This is a genomic window from Parablastomonas sp. CN1-191 (assembly GCF_049354825.1).
Classification (GTDB): Bacteria; Pseudomonadota; Alphaproteobacteria; order Sphingomonadales; family Sphingomonadaceae; genus Novosphingobium.
Window position 1 is genome coordinate 2,101,412 of the sequence record NZ_CP186480.1, and the last position, 17,222, is coordinate 2,118,633.

Consider the following 17,222-nt stretch of genomic DNA (forward strand, 5'->3'; position numbering starts at 1 on the left):
AAAAGCGCGTGCTCAGGCGATGACGCCGAGGATGTCGCTTTCCTTCATGATGAGCAGGTCTTCGCCGTTCACCTTGACCTCGGTGCCCGACCATTTGCCGAACAGGACCTTGTCGCCGGCCTTGACGTCCATCGGGGTGATGGTGCCGTTTTCGGCGCGGGCGCCGGTGCCGACGGCGACGATCTCGCCCTCGCTCGGCTTTTCCTTGGCGCTGTCGGGGATGATGATCCCGCCGGCGGTCTTTTCATCGGCTTCGATGCGGCGCACGAGCACGCGGTCGTGCAGCGGACGGAAGTTCATGGGGTGCTCCCTTTTTCCATGACAAAGTGCGGATTGGCACTCCCACACGGAGAGTGCCAGCGGCGCGCATATGGGTCGTGCCCGGCGGGTCGTCAAGGGTAGGCGCCAGCGCCTGGCACAATCCGATCAGCCGGCGGGATGGACCGCAGTCAGCCCCAGCCGGTCGCGCGCCAGCCAGCGCCAGCCGAGCAGGATCGAGACCACCACCAGTCCCGCCATCAGCCCCAGCCAGATGCCCGTTCCCGCCAGCGCGGTCAGGAAGCCGAGCAGGATCGCCGTCCCGAAGCCGGGCAGCCAGTATCCGAAGATCGCGATGGCCATCGGCACGCGGGTATCCTGCAGGCCGCGCAGCGCGCCCGCGGTCACCGCCTGCGCGCCGTCGAACAGCTGGAACGCGGCGGCAACGACGATGTACTGCAGTGCGAAACCGACCAGGGCAGCATTCTGCGCCGCGTCGGGGTCGATGTAGAGGCGCAGGATCGTGCGCGGAAACAGCGCCATGACCAGCCCGGTCAGCGCCATGAAGCCGATGCCCAGCGCGATGCCGGCATTGCCCGCGTGACCCATCCCGGCGCGGTCCCCGGCGCCGTAGTGATAGCCGACCCGGATCGTGGCGGCCTGGCCGATGCCGTATGGAACCTGGAACGCCAGCGCGGCCAGCTGCAGGACGAGCGTGTGCCCGGCCAGTTCTGCTTCGCCCAGCCGGCCCATCAGGAAGGCGGCGCCGCTGAACAGCCCGGCCTCGGCCAGGATCGTGCCGGTGATCGGCAGGCCGATGCGGACGAGATCGAAAAAACGCGGCCAGTCGCTTCGCCAGAACCGCCCGAACAGACGGTAGCGGCGAAAGCGCCGGTCCGAAAAGATGATCGCCATGTAGGCCAGCATCATCGCGCAGGCGGTTATCACGCTGGAAATCGCCGAACCCACCAGTCCCAGCGCCGGGGCGCCGAAATGGCCGAACACGAAGGCGTAGTTGCCCAGCGAATTGACCGCCAGCGCCAGCAACGTCACCGCAGTGGCGATGCCCGCACGCCCCATCGCCGATACGAACGTGCGCAGCAGCCAGGCCATCACATTGGGCAGCGCGGCCAGCGCCAGCACCGCCAGGAACGCACCGGCCTGGCGCGTTACCTCCGGGTCCTGCCCGGTGGCGCGCATGAACGCCTCGCCCCCCAGGCACAGCGCCGCGACGATCACGCCCGACAGCAGCGCGAGCCAAAGCGCCATGCGGAACGTGCGCCGCACTTCGCGAACCGCGTGGCGGCGGCGGCCGAGCTCGGCCGAAATCAGCGGGGCGGCTGCCCCGACCAGTCCGGTCGACGACCACATCAGCAGCCCGAAGATCGACACCCCAAGCGACGAGGCGGCAAGCGCCAGTGGCCCGAGCCGGGCGACGAAGATCACGTCGACCGCGTAGACCATCATCTGGATCAGGTTGGCACCCGCCAGCGGCAGCGCGAGCGCCACCGTGGCGGCAAGTTCGCCGCGCCGGGTGGAGGCGCCAAGGCCGGCAGGAAGGTCTGTGCGCGTCATCGGCCGGCCGCGATAGCCGCCCCTCGGGGCCTGCGCCAGCACCGTTCACCAATGCGAAAGCGCCGTGCTATCATGGGCGCGGCATGCTTCGTCACGCTCTGATCGCGGCCTGCGCCGCCGCCGCCGTTGCCGCCGTTCCCGCTCAGGCCCGCGAAGCCTATGTCGGGGTGCACAAGCACGAGGTGAACACGCCCTTCACGCTCGACATCCCCGAAGGCGGCGCCGACATCCAGTTCGGCGTGCGCTGGGATCGGCAAGCCGGCCTGGCCTTCATCGGCAAGCCCGCGCCTTACGTGATCGGATCGATCAACACCCAGGGCGACACCTCGTTCGCCGGCGCCGGGCTGAGCTGGCCGCTACCGATCGGGAAGAGCCTGTACGTACGGCCGGGGCTGGGCATGGTGGTCCACACCGGACCGGACCTGCGCTTCGACCCGGTGACGTTCCGGCGCACCGACCTGGGCAGCCGCGTGCTGTTCGAACCCGAACTGGCCGCGGGCATCCACGTCAGCCCGCGCATCTCGGTCGAGGCGAGCTGGACGCACATCAGCCATGCGCGAATCTTCAACCGCGACCAGAACCCCGGCATCGACATGATCGGCGCGCGGGTGAACCTGGGCTTCTAGCCGCGCTCTGGGGACGCCTGCGCGCGGGCGGGTTCAGAAAACGCCGGGGATCATCCGCCAGCGCACCTTCTGCATGAAGGCGCGATAGGCCGGATCCTCGCTCAGCAAGCGCTCCTCGGCCAGCAGCCGCAGGACCTGCGCCCACCAGGCGATGACGTAGAGCACCAGGTTGAGCGGCGACCACATCAGCAAAAAGATGCCGACGTGGACCACCAGGTAGCCCGCGTACATCGGATGGCGCACGAAGCGGTAAGGGCCGTCGCTCTTGATTCCGCGGTTGGCCGGGGCAATGCCGAAGCTGCGGCGCAGGAACAGCTTGGCCCAGATCTGGAAGCAGTTGCCGAACACCACCAGCGCCACGCCCAGCGGCACCAGCGCGGGCACGGGACTTGGCCCGGGGGTCATCAGCAGCGGCGCGGCGGTGGCGGTGATCGCCAGCAGCCAGTCGCCCAGCCGCACTGAGATAGCCTCGGTCGGGCGGCGTACCAGCACGAAGAACAGCACGGTTGTCTCGGCGACGAGGACAAGCGGGGCGAACGGGTTGGTGTTGCCGATTACCCGCTCGACCAGGAAGACCCACAGGAGCACGACGGCCACCTGCTCGATCCTGTCGAGCACCGCCGGACGCAGGAAGCGCGGCGGCGCCAGTGTTGCGGCATGATCCATTGTCGAAAGTCCCCCGTTACAGCCTCGGAGTGGCAGAACAGGGTTAACAAGGAGTTTCCGCGCGAGCCGCGGCCCCGATAACAATTGACTCCGGCGCGCCTTTGCGCCAGTGGCGCGCCCGTTCCGGTAAGTTCGCTTGCCGGACGTCCGTCCGAGACCGCCGGTGGGTCTGCCAGGTTCCTGGCTCCCTTAATCTCCGGCCTAGACGGGGCAAAGAGTTTCACCGGCCATGCTGGCCAGGTGCTTCGCGTCCATCCGGGCGCGCTCCTTCCCCTTCGAACGGAATAGCCCGTGCCGCAGCTGCGGCACGGACAACGTAGCCGGCCGTGTTCGCCAAAACGAACGCGGCCATGTGTGAAGGAGTAAGGCATGGATCGTTCGCAAAAAGCCGATTCGGTCGCTTCCCTGAACGCGGTCTTCAACGAGGCCGGCGTGGTGGTCATCGCCCGCAACCTCGGCATGACGGTGGCCCAGTCCACCCAATTGCGCACGAAGGTCCGCGACGCGGGAGCGGCTTACAAGGTTGCGAAGAACCGTCTTGCCAAGCTGGCCATCCAGGACACCGACTATGTCGGCATCGGCGATCTGCTTTCGGGTCCGACCGCCATTGCCACCTCGGTCGATCCGGTCGCCGCGGCGAAAGCCGTCGTCGATTTCGCCAAGACCAACGATCGCATCGAGATCGTCGGCGGTGCGATGGGGTCGCAGGTTCTGGACGCGGACGGGATCAAGGCGCTCGCCTCGATGCCGAGCCTCGACGAACTGCGGGCCAAGCTTATCGGCCTCGTCAACGCTCCGGCGACCAAGATCGCCCAGCTCTCGACCGCTCCGGCGGCCAAGCTGGCGCGCGTCTTTGGCGCCTATGCCGCGAAAGAAGCCGCTTAAGACCGTTCTTTAAACGATTTCGCCCGGCCGTTTGCCGGGCGCCCACAATCAGGAGTGAAGCATCATGGCCGATATTGCCAAGCTTGTTGAAGACCTTTCGAAGCTGACCGTCCTCGAGGCGGCCGACCTTGCCAAGGCGCTGGAAGAAGCGTGGGGCGTTTCCGCCGCCGCTGCCGTCGCCGTTGCCGCCCCCGCGGGCGGTGGCGCCGCTGCCGAAGCCGCCGAAGAGAAGACCGAGTTCGACGTGATCCTGACCGGCGACGGCGGGAAGAAGATCCAGGTCATCAAGGAAGTCCGCGCCATCACCGGCCTGGGCCTGACCGAAGCCAAGACCCTCGTTGAATCGGCTCCCAAGGCCATCAAGGAAGGCGTCAACAAGGCCGAGGCCGAAGACATCAAGGGCAAGATCGAAGCCGCTGGCGGGACCGTCGAGGTCAAGTAAGCGCTTCGGCCTTTCCAGGTCGAAAACGAAAAGGGGCGGTCCGCGCATGTCGCGGGCCGCCTTTTTTTGGTCCCCATGCAGGCACCGGCAGCCCGCGCACCCAGTTCCTTGTTCCGGCGGGGTATTTATGCCCGGCGTTGCAACCTGCGGCGCGCTGGTGCGTATTGCCCTGCGACCATGATCGCAGCAGCACTTCTCCTCTTTCAGCAGACTGCCGCGGCCGCGCCGCAGCCAGACATCGAACTGCACGCGCGCGTGTCCGCAAAGTCGCTGCGGGTCGAGCGTCAGGGCCGCGCCGAAGTGACAGTCCATGCCGAGCCGTTGCTCGACAAGACCACGCTGATCACACCTTCGAAACTGGTGCCGAACGGCACGACCGTCTCCAACGTCACCGTCTCGCTCGACGCCGCGGTGACGCTGGCCGATCCATCCCAACCCGCGCTCGTCACGCAGACCCCGTCAACAGGAGGAAACCCATGATCCGCAGCCTCGCGCTCGCAGCCGCCGCCGCTGGCACACTGGCCGCCACCCCGGCCCTCGCCCAGAACCGCACCGGCGTCGCCAACCCCTCGCCCGCCGCCGCTGCGGCCCTTAATTCCAGCACCCAGCCCGATGTCCTGCTCGACATCCCGAACCTGTCGGTCGAACAGATCACGCTCGAGGTCGACAACCTGCAGGCGCACATCGCGCTCGACGCGCGGCTCGGCAATTTGCTCAAGCTGACCGCTGGCGCGGACGCCTCGATCGACAAGGTCAAGCTCGACATCAAGGGCGTGAAGGCCCAGGCGACATTGATCGTACGGCTCGACAACGTGCGCGCCATTATCGAGCGCACGCTGCAGACGATCGACAACAACCCGGCCATCATCCAGACGCTGGGCAGCACGGTAAACAACACCGTCGGCACCGTCGGCGGCGTGGTCAACAACACCGTTAACACGGTCGGCAACCTGACCACCGGGCTGCTGCGCTCGGGCGCGGTGCTCGACATCGCGCGCAGCGGGCTGTCGACAGTTTCGTCCACGGTCGATGCCGCTGGCAATACCGTGCGCCGCCTGCGCGCCAGCGACGGGGCGGTCTACGAAGTGGTAACCGACACCGCCAACAAGATCCTGCGTTCGGCGAAAGTCGGCTAGGCCCTAGCGCAGCGACGCGGCCCGCTCGGCAATGCGGGCCACGGCCGCGTCGTGGATTGCGGGCGAACTGACCAGCACGCCAAAGGCGCGCGGGTCGCGCTTGTTGTAATTGAGTGGCTGGCCGAACGCATCGGTGACCGCGGCGCCGGCCTCGCGCGCGATCAGTGCCGCAGCGCCGATGTCCCATTCCCAGCCCCAGCGCAGCGTCGCCACCAGGTCGGCCTCATCAGCGGCGACCATAGCGATGCGCAGGGCGATGGAGTTGGGTTGATCGACCAGGACAAGGTCGGCGTCTTCGCGGGGCAGGTCGTTTGCCGGCACGCGCGCGCCGGCCAATTCGGTTCGGCGCGAAGCGATCAGGATCACCCCGTTGCGCATCGCGCCGTGTCCCGCTTCCGCCTCCCAAGCCTCGCCGCGCGCGGGCGCGGCAAGGAAGCCCAGCAGCGGTCGGCCGGCGCTGACCAGTGCGACCGATACGGCCCAACCGGGGCGACCGCGGATAAAGTCGCGCGTCCCGTCGATCGGGTCGACCAGCCAGATCAGCTCGCCCGCCAGTCGGTCCGGTGCGTCGATAGTTTCCTCGGACAGCCAGCCGGCTGCGGGCAGCAGCCGCGTCAGCTCGCGCTTGAGGAAGGCGTCGACCGCCAGGTCCGCCTCGCACACCGGATTGCCGGGCGCCTTTTCCCAGACCTGCAGCGTGTGCCCGGCGCCGGGCCACCGGGCCATGGCGATGCGGCCGGCTTCGGCAACGATCTCGGCCAGGTGCGCGCGGTCGATCATCGGGTGTTTGTGAGCACCGCCGAGCGGGCTGGCAAGCCCGCCTGCGCGGCGGCAAAGGTCTTTTCAACCGCGCCCAACCATGCTTAGGGCGCCTTGCCCGGCCCATTCGTGGCCGCAAATCCCGGCGACAGGAACAGGCATGAACATCCACGAATACCAGGCCAAGGAACTGCTGGCGAAGTACGGCGTCGGAATCCCGACCGGAATCGCGGCGTTGACCGTCGAGGACGCGCTGGCCGCGGCGAAGCGGCTTCCAGGGCCGCTTTACGTGGTCAAGGCCCAGATTCACGCGGGCGGACGCGGCAAGGGCAAGTTCAAGGAACTGGGTCCCGACGCCAAGGGCGGGGTGCGCCTGGCCAAGTCTGTCGAGGAAGTGGGCGAGTTCGCGCGCGAAATGCTGAGCAACACGCTGGTGACCATCCAGACGGGCGAGGCCGGCAAGCAGGTCAATCGACTCTACGTCACCGACGGCGTCGACATCGCGCACGAATACTACCTGTCGTTGCTGGTCGACCGCGCAACGGGGCGCATCGCCATCATCGTTTCGACCGAAGGCGGCATGGACATCGAGGAGGTCGCCCACTCGACGCCCGAGAAGATCACCACGATCACGATCGACCCTGCCGAAGGCTTCATGCCGCATCACGGCCGCGCCATCGCCTTCGCGCTCAAGCTCAAGGGCGATCTGAACAAGCAGGCGCAGGTGCTGGGCAAGCAGCTTTACGACGCGTTCGTCGCGCTCGATTGCGCCATGCTCGAAATCAATCCGCTGGTCGAAACGAAAGACGGCAAGCTGCTGGTGCTCGACACCAAGATGAGCTTCGATTCCAACGCGCTCTATCGTCATCCCGACGTGATGGCGCTGCGCGACGAGACCGAAGAAGACCCGGCCGAGATCGAGGCCAGCAAGTACGACCTGGCCTACATCAAGCTCGACGGCGACATCGGCTGCATGGTCAACGGCGCCGGCCTTGCCATGGCGACGATGGACATCATCAAGCTCAACGGCATGTTCCCGGCCAACTTCCTCGACGTTGGCGGCGGCGCCTCGAAGGAAAAGGTCACCGCCGCGTTCAAGATCATTCTAGCCGATCCAAACGTGAAGGGCATCCTGGTCAACATCTTCGGCGGGATCATGAAGTGCGACATCATCGCCGACGGCATCGTCGCGGCGGCCAAGGAAGTGAACTTGTCGGTCCCGCTTGTCGTCCGCCTGGAAGGCACGAATGTCGAGCAGGGCAAGCAGATCCTCGCCAACTCGGGCCTGGCGATCGTTCCCGCCAACGACCTCGGCGATGCGGCGCGCAAGATCGTCGCCGAAGTGCAGAAGGTCGCCTGAGCGCGGCGTGACCCGGCTCTGGATCATCGGCGCGGGCGGGTTCGGGGCGGAAGTCCTCGGCACCCTGCGCTCGACCTGGCGCCCGGGCGGGGACGGCGCAGTCGAATTGGCGTTCGCGGTCGACGATCCGGACGCCGACAGTTTCCTGGGCGTACCGGTGCACCCGCTGGGCGATGTGGCGGCGGGTGACAGCTTCGTCATCGCAATCGGCGCCGGCGCGGTGCGGCGCCGCCTGCATCAAACGCTGACGGCGCGCGGCGCGCTGCCGTTCGAGCTGACCGCCCCGACCGCAGTGATCGGCCACCAGGTTTTTACGGGCGAAGGCCTGCTGCTGAGCGACTTCACGATGCTGACCGGCGATCTTCGCGTCGGCGCGCAGTTCCAGTGCAACATCTACAGCTACGTCGCGCACAACTGCGTTATTGGCGACTATGTCACCTTCGCGCCGCGGGTGTGCTGCAACGGCAATGTCCATATCGACGACGATGCCTACATCGGCACCGGCGCGGTCCTGAGGCAGGGGACCGCCGAAAAGCCGCTGCGCATCGGCAAGGGCGCGACGGTCGGCATGGGCGCGGTGGTCACAAAGGACGTGCCCGAGGGCGCGGTCGTGGTCGGGAACCCGGCTCGGCCGCTGGAGCGCCCCTCGGGTAGTTGACGTTTACGTAAACGCAAAGTAGCGCGGCCTCGCTGCGTGTAATTGGGAAAGGCTGGCAAATCCGATGAAAGCCCTGGTCTGCGTCAAGCGCGTGATCGACTACAACGTGAAGCCGCGGGTCAAGTCCGACGGCAGCGGCGTCGATCTCGCCAACGTCAAGATGAGCATGAACCCGTTCGACGAGATCGCGGTCGAAGAAGCGATCCGTCTGAAGGAAAAGGGCGTCGTGACGGAGATCGTGGCGGTTTCGGTTGGTCCGGCCAAGGCCCAGGAAACGCTGCGCACCTCGCTCGCCATGGGCGCGGACCGCGCGATCCTGGTCCAGGTCGACGATGGCGTCGAGGTTGAGCCGCTGGCTGTCGCCAAGATCCTCAAGGGCGTCGCGGACGAGGAGCAGCCAGGCCTGATCATCACCGGCAAGCAGGCGATCGACGACGATTCCAATCAGGTCGGCCAGATGGTCGCAGCGCTGCTGGGACGGCCGCAGGGCACGTTCGCCAACGAAGTGGCGGTCGAGGGCGACCAGGTCGTCGTCAAGCGCGAGATCGACGGCGGACTCGAGACGGTCAAACTGGCTCTGCCGGCGGTGGTCACCACCGACCTGCGCCTCAACGAGCCGCGCTACGCTTCGCTGCCCAACATCATGAAAGCCAAGTCGAAGCCGATGGCGATGAAGTCGCCGGCCGATTACGGCGTCGACGTTGCGCCGCGCCTCAAGACGCTCAAGGTCAGCGAACCGCCGGTGCGCAGCGCCGGCATCAAGGTGGGCTCGGTCGACGAACTCGTCGCCAAGCTCAAGGAACTGGGAGTAGCCTGATGGCCAAGACGCTCGTTTGGGTCGAACACGACAACGCCGCGGTCAAGGACGCGACGCTGGCTGCGGTCACCGCCGCTTCGCAGATCGGCGAGGTCCATCTGCTTGTCGCCGGCAAGGGTTGCTCGGCTGTGGCGGACGAAGCCGCCAGGATCGCCGGCGTGGGCAAGGTCCACCTGGCCGATGACGCAGCTTACGAGCACGCGCTGGCGGAGAACGTGGCGCCGTTGATCGCCGGCCTGATGGCCGATCACGACGCCTTCGTCGCGCCCGCCACCACCACTGGCAAGAACGTCGCCCCGCGCGTCGCCGCGCTGCTCGACGTGATGCAGATCTCGGACATCCTCTCGGTCGAGGGGCCCAAGACGTTCACGCGGCCGATTTACGCCGGCAACGCGATCGCCACGGTCGAATCGAGCGACCCCAAGCTTGTCATCACCGTGCGCGGAACCGCCTTTGCCAAGGCGGCGACCAGCGGCGGCACCGGCACGGTGGAGACCGTGTCGGGTAGCGGAGACGCCGGCCTTTCCAGCTTCGTCGGCAGCGAGCTCGCCAAGAGCGAGCGCCCCGAACTGACCAGCGCCAAGATCATCGTTTCCGGCGGCCGGGCGCTGAAGGATGCCGAGACCTTCAAGCAGCTGATCTTCCCGCTGGCCGACAAGCTGAACGCCGGCGTCGGCGCCAGCCGCGCCGCGGTCGACGCCGGCTACGTACCCAACGATTTCCAGGTCGGCCAGACCGGCAAGATCGTGGCGCCGGAAGTCTATATCGCGGTTGGCATTTCGGGTGCGATCCAGCACCTTGCGGGCATGAAGGACTCCAAGACCATCATCGCCATCAACAAGGACGAGGACGCGCCGATCTTCCAGGTTGCCGACATCGGCCTGGTTGGCGACCTGTTCACGCTGGTGCCGGAGTTGACCGGCAAGCTGTGAATGCGCCGGCGGCCCCTGCGGCCGGGCCCGAACAGGGCAACGGGCGCGCGGGCACGCTGGCAAGCGTTGCCCGCGGAGCACGGCTGACGCGCGACAAGCTGATGCTGGTCGCGCTGGCGACGGCGATCGCGCACCTTGGCCTGCTGATGAACTCGGCGCCGGTCATCATCGGCGCGATGCTGATATCGCCGCTGCTCGGCCCGATCGTGGGACTGGGCTTCGGCTTCGCGGTGTTCGAAGGCGCGCTGGTGCGGCGATCGCTGCAATCGCTGGCCGCAATGGCGGCAACGGCGATCGCGCTCGCCTGCGTGCTGACCTTGCTGTCCCCGATTCGCGACGTCACCCCGGAAATCGCTGCGCGGGTCCGGCCCAGCCTGCTCGACTTGCTGATCGCCGTCGCCGGCGGCATCGCCGGTGCCTATGCCGTTATCCGGCGCACGATGATCGAACTGGTCGGCGTGGCGATCGCTACCTCGCTAGTGCCGCCGCTGGCGGTTGTCGGGTTCGCCATCGCCACGGCGCGCAGCGATTTCGCGGTCGGGGCGCTGCTGCTGTTCGTCACCAACACCACGGCGATCGCGCTGATGGCGACTGCCACGGCCCGCATTGCGCACTTTGGCCACATGCTCTCGCCGCGCCAGACCTGGGCGCAGTCGGGTGGGATCCTGGCGCTTCTTGCGGTCCTGGCGGTGCCGCTGGGGCTGCGCTTGTCGGCGATCGTCCACGATGCGTCAGCCCAGGCCAGCCTGCGGGCCTCGCTTCAGGACATGGCGGGCGAAGACGCGCGGATCGACCGGCTGGAGATCACGCTAAGCGGCGATCCGGCGCGCGTCGACGCGCTGGTCATCGAACCGCGCTTCGTCCCGCAGCTTGAACCGCGCTTCCTTGCCGAAGCGGCCAAGGTGCTCGGTCGCCCGGTCGACGGTGCCGTACTGCAATTGCGATCGGGCAGCGCCGAGGCCGAGGCCGCTCGCGCCGCCGAGTCGCGCAAGGCCGCCGACGACGTCGCCCGCGCCGCCAGCGCGGCACGCCTGCGCGCCGCACTTGTCGCGGTCGTGAACGGTGGCGGCGCGGTGACCGTCGATCTCGCCGCCCGGCGCGCGATCGTGGTCAGGCCGCAAGGCGCCCCGTCCCTGCCCGTACCAACCCTGGCCGCCCTGCGCGCGGCCTTTCCGGACTGGACGATTGATCAGGCATCGGTCGCCCGGGGGGCGCCCGGCGCGTTGGTTGCCGAGGGTGTCAATCCGCCGGGATCATCCACCGCACCCGATTGACGTAAGCACCGGGCACCGCCTTTCCAGCGGCATCGCGAGCCGGTGCAAAACGAGCGCGTCGCATCGCCAGATCGCAAGTTGTCTTGTCGAGCACTGGATTGTTGCTCGAGCTGACCACGCGGCACTCGGTGACCTTGCCCGTGGGGTCGATCAGCAGCTGGAACAGGACGCTGCCCTGCTGCTCGTCTCGAAGTGGCCCGGTCGGATAATCGTCCGCAGTCATCAAATGGGATTCATCGACCAGCGGCTCGGCCGGCACAACGGCGCGACGTATTCCTGCGATGTCGACGCCCCAGCTTTGCAGCAGGTCGTCGTAGCAGGACCGCAGCGCCAGGATGGCAGCGCTGGCGTCGGTCAGGTTCAGACGAACCGAGAACGCCGGAGCGACGGTGAAGGCGACGACCTGGTTGGGCGTGAACGTGTAAATGAGTCCGGAGCTGGCATCATAGGACCGGATAAACCGCTCGGACTGGTCCTTCAGCGCAAGCGAGTAGCCGTCGATTGTCTGGCTTTTGCCCTGGGGTTCCAAGGACATGGCCAGCTTGACCCGCTCGGTCAGCTTCGGGATCGATGGTCCGGCCAGGACCAGATCGAACGTTCGCAGGCTTCCGCCCATCGCCATGCGCAGAGTGATCGCGGAATCGCCGCTGCCGAAACGGCGCAGCAGCCGACATTCCTTGTCCGCGTAATCGACCTTCCACGGCGTCGTCGGTTGAAGGATCGGATCTGGCTCGGCGGCCAGGGCGGCGGTCGAGGTGGCGATACCAAGCGTCGCCGCCAAAAACTTCGTCATTGTCATGGAAACGCGCCCCCTTGCCCGGACAAGGTTGGCCGAGCCAGCGCGTCAGGGCAAGGGCTGGCCTCGCTCATAAAGCACAAGCTCGTGCCCGCCTTCAGGCGTGTGGCGGGCGTATTCGACGAACCCCAGCTTGGCCGCGATCGCCGCGGAGGCGGCATGACCGTCCTCGATCATGCAGGCAACGCGCTGCTCGCCTTGCGTCGCGTCGAACCAGGCGAGTACGGCGCGCATCACCTCGCCGGCGACACCGTTGCCCCACCAGTCGCGGTGAATGATCCAGCCGGCCTCGGGCACGTCGTCGAGCCCTTTGCCGAAGCCGCGAAAGCTGCGAAACACGCCGCAATTGGCGACGATACGGTCCTGCCCGTGTGGACGGACCATGAACGTGCCGTAACCGTGAAGCGCCCACGATCCGGCGTTGCGCAGCAGGCGCTGGAACGAATCCATCCGGCTCGGCTCGATCCCGCCCAGGAAGCGGCGCGTTTCCTCGGCGGCGGTCAACGCGTAAAGGTCGTCCAGATCGCCCGCAACCGGCGGCGACAGCGTGAACCGTTCGGTCGTCAGCACCGGGCCGGTCACAGCAGGGTATCGAACGTGTGAATGGCAACGCCGACCAGGCCGCCCACCAGCGTGCCGTTGATGCGGATGAACTGCAGGTCGCGTCCGACCGCGCCCTCGATCCGGTCGGTGACGGTGCGCGCGTCCCAGCGCTTGACCGTTTCCGACACCAGCCGGACGATGTGATCGCCATAGCGCGTCGCGATGCCGACCAGGCTGCGGCGTGCATAGCGGTTGATCTGGTCCTGCAGCGCCGGATCGTCGCGCAAAGTGGCGCCAAGCTCGCCCAGCGCCTCGGTCAGCTGGCCGCCAAAACCTGAGCCGGGCTTGCGTGCCCGCTCGATCAGTCCGGTGCGCAGCCGTTCCCACACCCCTTGCCACCAGTTCGAAACGGCCGGGTTGGCAAGCAGGTCGGCCTTCATCGCCTCGACCTTGCCGCGCAGATCGGAATCGGTGCCAAGGTCGTCGGCCAGCTTGGCAAGCCCTTCCTCGATCTTCGCGCGCAGCGGATGTTCGGGATCGACCATCACTTCGGCCAGCATCTTGTAGAGGCCATCGATCACGGAGTTGGCGAGCCGTTCGTCGAGCCCTGTCCAGCGCAGCACCGCACCCGCGCGGCGGTTGATCATGTCGCGGACGATGTCCTCGTTGTCCTCCAGCGTCAGCCCGGTCCAGCGCACCAACGAATCGATCACCGGCAAGTGGCGCTTGTCGGCGATCGCCGCCGACACCAGCTGACCCAGCAGCGGCGCCACCTCCAGCTTGCCCAGCTGCTTGACCAGCCCGGCGCGGACCTGGTTGCCGAGCCGTTCGGGATCGAGCGATTCCAGCACTTGGGCAAACAGCTCGGCGGCCCCGGCGCGCACGCGTCCGCCATTGTCGTCGCGCGGGTCGGACAGCCACGCACCGGCCGCGGCGGCGAGGTTCATGCCGGCCAAGCGCCGTGCGACGACTTGCGGAGTCAGAAAATTCTCGCGCAGGAACGCGGCCATCGTATCGGCGATGCGGTCCTTGTTCTCAGGGATGATCGCGGTGTGCGGGATCGGAAGGCCGAGCGGACGGCGGAACAGCGCGGTCACCGCGAACCAGTCTGCCAATCCGCCGACCATCGCCGCCTCGGCGAAGGCAAGTACATAGCCCCAGGCCCCATGCGCGCCGCCTTGCGCGCCGAAATGGCGAGCCACCAGGAATGTCGCCGCCATCGCGCCCAGCATGGCCGTTGCGAAGACGCGCATGCGGCGCGCACGATCGGGCGGGGTGGCGGCAGCCTTCACTCGGCGGGCACGGCCTCGGGGGGATGCCCGTGGTGCGGGTACTCGGCGCGAACCTTGTCTTCCGGCGTGTAGGTCAGAAAACGCCGGCGCAGCAGCGGCCCGAGGCGCTTCTCGATCCCGTCGGCCAGGCTGAAGCCCGCCGGCACGATCAGCAGCGTCAGCAGCGTCGACAGTGTAAGGCCGCCGATCACGACGGTACCCATCGGCGCGCGCCAGGCGCCGTCACCACCCAGCGACGCGGCGGTCGGGATCATGCCCGCAACCATCGCCACTGTCGTCATCACAATCGGCTGCGCGCGCTTGTGCCCGGCCTCGACAATGGCGTCGAACTTGGACTTTCCGGTGGCCATTTCCTCGATCGCGAAATCGATCAGCAGGATCGAGTTCTTGGCGACGATGCCGAACAGCATGAGGATCCCGATGAACACCGGCAGCGACAGCGGCTGTCCCACCACCAGCAGCGCCAGCAGCCCCCCGAAGGGCGCCAGGAACAGCGACCCCATGTTGACCAGCGGCGACACCACGCGGTGATAAAGCAGCACCAGAACCGAGAACACCAGCAGCACGCCGGCGGCCAGGGCGACCATGAAGTTGCTGATCATCTCGGCCTGCCACTTGTCGTCGCCGAAGGGTTCCTTCGACACGCCCTGCGGCAGCTTCTGCATTACGGGCAGCTTGTTGATCTTCTCCATCGCGGTGCCCTTGACCACGCCGGGGGCAAGGTCGGCACCGATGAACACGCGGCGGTTCTGGTTATAGCGCTGGATCGAAACCGGGCCCGAACCGAAGCCGATGTCGGCCACGGTCGACAGCGGCACCGAGCCGCCGCTGGTCGTAGGCACAGGGAGGTTCTGGATCGTCGACAAGCTGCGGCGGGCATCTTCCGACAAGCGCACGCGGATCGGCACCTGGCGGTCCGATAGCGAGAACTTGGCCGCGTTCTGGTCGATATCGCCGATCGTGGCGATGCGGATCGTCTGGCTGAGCGCCTGCGTGGTGACGCCGAGCGAAGCAGCGAGCTCAAGCCGCGGCTTGATCAGCACCTCGGGCCGCCGCATGTCGGCGGCAACGCGCGGGGCGACCAGTTCGGGGATGGACTTCATCTCCTCTGCCAGGCGGCCGGCGGTCTGGTCGAGCAGCTCGGAGTTGGAGCCGGAGAACATGATCGAGATCGGCCGGCCGGTGCCACCGCCGCCGCCGCCGTTCTGGTCCTGCACGGTGACGCGGGCATCGGGAATGTCCTGAAGCAGCGGCGTCAGCGCGCGTTCGAATTCCTGGCTGCTGCTCTCGCGGTCCTTCTTCAGCGTGATGAGGACGCGCGCGTTGCCTTCGCTCACCCGTTCGAGCGCGCCTTCGACCTCGGGCCGCTGACGGACGATATCGGCCACCCGGTCCGCCACCGCCTGCGTCTGGTCTAGGGTCGTGCCCGGAACCATCTCGATCTGGACGCGGCTGAAGTCGCTGTTGACGTTGGGGAAGAACTGGCTGGGAATGTTCATGAACAGGACGATCGTGGCCGCGAACGAGGCAAACCCGATGCCCACCATCCACACCCGGTGATCGCGCAGGCGTGCGGCGAACCGGCGCCGCATCGGCACCGTCCCGTCGGCCCGCTCGAACCTGTCGCGATAGGCTTTTGCCGACCCGGTATAGAGCGACCAGTGCAGCACGCGCAGGTAGCGATCCATCCACGGCCCGCTGGCATGTTCGGCATGGCCGTGCGCCTTGAGGAAATAGGCCGCCACCATCGGCGTGACCATCCGCGCGACGAGCAGGCTCATCAGCACCGAGACCACGACCGTTATACCGAAGTTCTTGAAGAACTGCCCCGATACGCCGGGCATCAGGCCGACCGGCAGGAATACGGCGACGATCGAGAACGTGGTGGCGACGACCGCCAGACCGATCTCGTCGGCGGCGTCGATGGAGGCCTGGTACGCGCTTTTGCCCATGCGCATGTGGCGCACGATATTCTCGATCTCCACGATCGCATCGTCGACCAGCACGCCAGCCACCAGGCCCAGGGCCAGCAGCGAGAGCGAGTTGAGCGTGAAGCCGAACCACGTGCTGATGAACCAGAAGGTCGGGATCGCCGACAGCGGAATGGCGATCGCGGAGATCACCGTCGCGCGCCAGTCGCGCAAGAAGAAGAACACCACGATGACCGCCAGGATGGCGCCTTCGACCATCGACGACATCGAGCTTTCGTACTGCTGCTTGGTGTAGTCGACCGACGAGAACAGGCGGATGAAGTGGATGCCCGGGCTGGCCTTTTCCATCTTGGCCAGTTCGGCCACGGCGTCATCGTAGACAGTCACGTCGGAAGCGCCGCGCGCGCGGCTGATGCCGAACGTGACGACCGGCTTGCCGTTCATCTTACCGGCCGAGGTGATCTCGCTGTAGCTGTCCGATACGGTGGCAAAGTCGGCCAGCTTGATCGTGCGGCCGCCGCTGAGCGGAATGTCGGTCTGTGACAGGTCGAACGCGGTCTTGGCATTGCCGAGCACGCGCACCGACTGGCGCGAACCCGCGATCTCCGCCTTGCCGCCGGCTGCGTTGACGTTGAGCGAGCGCAGCGCGGTGTTCACCTGGCTGGCGGTGACGCCGAGCGATTGCATCCGCGCCGGATCGAGCGTGACGCGAATCTCGCGGTTGACCCCGCCGCCGCGGCTGACTTCGGCCATGCCTTCGATCGACAGCAGCCTCTTGGCGACCGTATCGTCGATGTACCACGACAGCTGTTCGAGCGTCATGTCATCGGCGGTGACGGCGAAATAGGCGATCGGGTCGGACGAGGTCTGGGCCTTGAACACCTGCGGCTCGAGAATGCCGTCGGGAAGGTCGCCGCGGGCCTGGTCGACCGCGTTCTTCACCTCGTTGGTGGCCTCGTTGATATCCTCGCCGATGGCGAACTGGATCTGGGTCTGGCTGCTGCCTTCGTTGGCGGTCGAGCTGATCGTCTCGACCCCCGCGATGGCGCGCACCGCGGCCTCGACCTTCTGGGTGATCTGGGTCTCGATCTCGGTCGGGGCGGCGCCGGGCTGCGCGATCACCACGATGACCATCGGGAACTCGATGTCAGGGTTGTTCTGCACCTGCATCTTACTGAAGGCCATCAGGCCGGCGATCACCAACCCGAGGAAAAACACGATCGGAACGACCGGGTTCTTGATCGACCAGGCCGAGATGTTGCGGAAATTCAT

18 protein-coding genes are annotated in these 17,222 nt (G+C 66.9%); 10 read left to right on the forward strand and 8 right to left on the reverse strand.

Annotated features, from left to right (window positions below):
- Positions 1 to 12: 12 nt before the first annotated feature.
- Together groES and ACOYW6_RS10455 are read right to left on the reverse strand one after the other, a co-directional pair.
- Complete coding sequence (gene groES / locus ACOYW6_RS10450) at positions 13 to 300, reverse strand: co-chaperone GroES (RefSeq protein ID WP_423141252.1); 288 nt, start codon at positions 298 to 300, stop codon at positions 13 to 15.
- Between the two features lie 126 nt (positions 301 to 426).
- Positions 427 to 1,833 carry an MATE family efflux transporter gene (locus tag ACOYW6_RS10455; RefSeq protein WP_423141253.1) on the reverse strand — a complete coding sequence of 469 codons (1,407 nt, stop codon included), beginning with the start codon at positions 1,831 to 1,833 and terminating at the stop codon, positions 427 to 429.
- 83 nt (positions 1,834 to 1,916) lie between these two features.
- On the opposite strand from ACOYW6_RS10455, the gene ACOYW6_RS10460 reads away from it, so the two are divergent.
- Entirely contained in the window at positions 1,917 to 2,459 is a 543-nt protein-coding gene (locus tag ACOYW6_RS10460; protein WP_423141254.1) for an acyloxyacyl hydrolase, read from the forward strand.
- Positions 2,460 to 2,492: 33 nt separating this feature from the next.
- On the opposite strand, the gene ACOYW6_RS10465 is transcribed toward ACOYW6_RS10460, so the two are convergent.
- Positions 2,493 to 3,125: a methyltransferase family protein gene (locus tag ACOYW6_RS10465; RefSeq protein WP_423141255.1), complete on the reverse strand. Its 633-nt coding sequence runs from the start codon at positions 3,123 to 3,125 to the stop codon at positions 2,493 to 2,495.
- 369 nt (positions 3,126 to 3,494) lie between these two features.
- Between ACOYW6_RS10465 and rplJ the strand changes: the two genes are divergently transcribed.
- The 4 genes from rplJ to ACOYW6_RS10485 all read left to right on the forward strand — a co-directional run bounded on the left by rplJ (position 3,495) and on the right by ACOYW6_RS10485 (position 5,588).
- Positions 3,495 to 4,010: a 50S ribosomal protein L10 gene (gene rplJ / locus ACOYW6_RS10470; RefSeq protein WP_423141256.1), complete on the forward strand. Its 516-nt coding sequence runs from the start codon at positions 3,495 to 3,497 to the stop codon at positions 4,008 to 4,010.
- A gap of 64 nt (positions 4,011 to 4,074) precedes the next feature.
- Positions 4,075 to 4,452 (forward strand): 50S ribosomal protein L7/L12, encoded by a 378-nt coding sequence (rplL, locus tag ACOYW6_RS10475; RefSeq protein WP_423141257.1) that lies wholly within the window; start codon positions 4,075 to 4,077, stop codon positions 4,450 to 4,452.
- Between the two features lie 177 nt (positions 4,453 to 4,629).
- Entirely contained in the window at positions 4,630 to 4,932 is a 303-nt protein-coding gene (locus ACOYW6_RS10480) for a hypothetical protein (RefSeq protein ID WP_423141258.1), read from the forward strand.
- Positions 4,929 to 5,588 (forward strand): hypothetical protein, encoded by a 660-nt coding sequence (locus ACOYW6_RS10485; RefSeq protein ID WP_423141259.1) that lies wholly within the window; start codon positions 4,929 to 4,931, stop codon positions 5,586 to 5,588. Before ACOYW6_RS10480 ends, ACOYW6_RS10485 begins: the two co-directional genes overlap by 4 nt.
- A 3-nt stretch (positions 5,589 to 5,591) precedes the next feature.
- Here the strand turns inward: ACOYW6_RS10485 and ACOYW6_RS10490 are convergent, their stop codons facing one another.
- The gene (locus ACOYW6_RS10490; RefSeq protein WP_423141260.1) at positions 5,592 to 6,368 is read right to left on the reverse strand and encodes a 3'(2'),5'-bisphosphate nucleotidase CysQ; all 777 of its coding nucleotides are present in this window, start codon (positions 6,366 to 6,368) and stop codon (positions 5,592 to 5,594) included.
- Positions 6,369 to 6,507: 139 nt separating this feature from the next.
- Here ACOYW6_RS10490 and sucC point away from each other — a divergent pair, with 139 nt between their 5' ends.
- The 5 genes from sucC (at position 6,508) to ACOYW6_RS10515 (ending at position 11,388) form a co-directional block, all read left to right on the forward strand.
- Positions 6,508 to 7,707, forward strand: coding sequence for an ADP-forming succinate--CoA ligase subunit beta (gene sucC, locus ACOYW6_RS10495; protein WP_423141261.1), 1,200 nt, complete (start codon positions 6,508 to 6,510; stop codon positions 7,705 to 7,707).
- A gap of 7 nt (positions 7,708 to 7,714) precedes the next feature.
- On the forward strand, positions 7,715 to 8,365 hold the full coding sequence (locus ACOYW6_RS10500) for an acetyltransferase (RefSeq protein ID WP_423141262.1): 651 nt from the start codon (positions 7,715 to 7,717) through the stop codon (positions 8,363 to 8,365).
- A 64-nt stretch (positions 8,366 to 8,429) separates the two neighbouring features.
- Entirely contained in the window at positions 8,430 to 9,182 is a 753-nt protein-coding gene (locus tag ACOYW6_RS10505) for an electron transfer flavoprotein subunit beta/FixA family protein (RefSeq protein WP_423141263.1), read from the forward strand.
- Positions 9,182 to 10,114: an electron transfer flavoprotein subunit alpha/FixB family protein gene (locus ACOYW6_RS10510; protein WP_423141264.1), complete on the forward strand. Its 933-nt coding sequence runs from the start codon at positions 9,182 to 9,184 to the stop codon at positions 10,112 to 10,114. The genes ACOYW6_RS10505 and ACOYW6_RS10510 overlap by 1 nt, the downstream gene beginning before the upstream one ends.
- Entirely contained in the window at positions 10,111 to 11,388 is a 1,278-nt protein-coding gene (locus tag ACOYW6_RS10515; protein ID WP_423141265.1) for a TIGR00341 family protein, read from the forward strand. Before ACOYW6_RS10510 ends, ACOYW6_RS10515 begins: the two co-directional genes overlap by 4 nt.
- Here the strand turns inward: ACOYW6_RS10515 and ACOYW6_RS10520 are convergent.
- From ACOYW6_RS10520 to ACOYW6_RS10535, 4 genes are read right to left on the reverse strand one after another with little or no spacing between them, the layout of a single operon-like run.
- Positions 11,354 to 12,181, reverse strand: coding sequence for an energy transducer TonB (locus tag ACOYW6_RS10520; protein ID WP_423141266.1), 828 nt, complete (start codon positions 12,179 to 12,181; stop codon positions 11,354 to 11,356). The genes ACOYW6_RS10515 and ACOYW6_RS10520 overlap by 35 nt on opposite strands.
- Before the next feature lie 51 nt (positions 12,182 to 12,232).
- Complete coding sequence (locus ACOYW6_RS10525; protein ID WP_423141267.1) at positions 12,233 to 12,754, reverse strand: GNAT family N-acetyltransferase; 522 nt, start codon at positions 12,752 to 12,754, stop codon at positions 12,233 to 12,235.
- An 8-nt stretch (positions 12,755 to 12,762) separates the two neighbouring features.
- Positions 12,763 to 13,980 (reverse strand): DUF445 domain-containing protein, encoded by a 1,218-nt coding sequence (locus tag ACOYW6_RS10530; RefSeq protein WP_423143114.1) that lies wholly within the window; start codon positions 13,978 to 13,980, stop codon positions 12,763 to 12,765.
- A gap of 35 nt (positions 13,981 to 14,015) precedes the next feature.
- Positions 14,016 to 17,222 carry an efflux RND transporter permease subunit gene (locus tag ACOYW6_RS10535; RefSeq protein WP_423141268.1) on the reverse strand — a complete coding sequence of 1,069 codons (3,207 nt, stop codon included), beginning with the start codon at positions 17,220 to 17,222 and terminating at the stop codon, positions 14,016 to 14,018.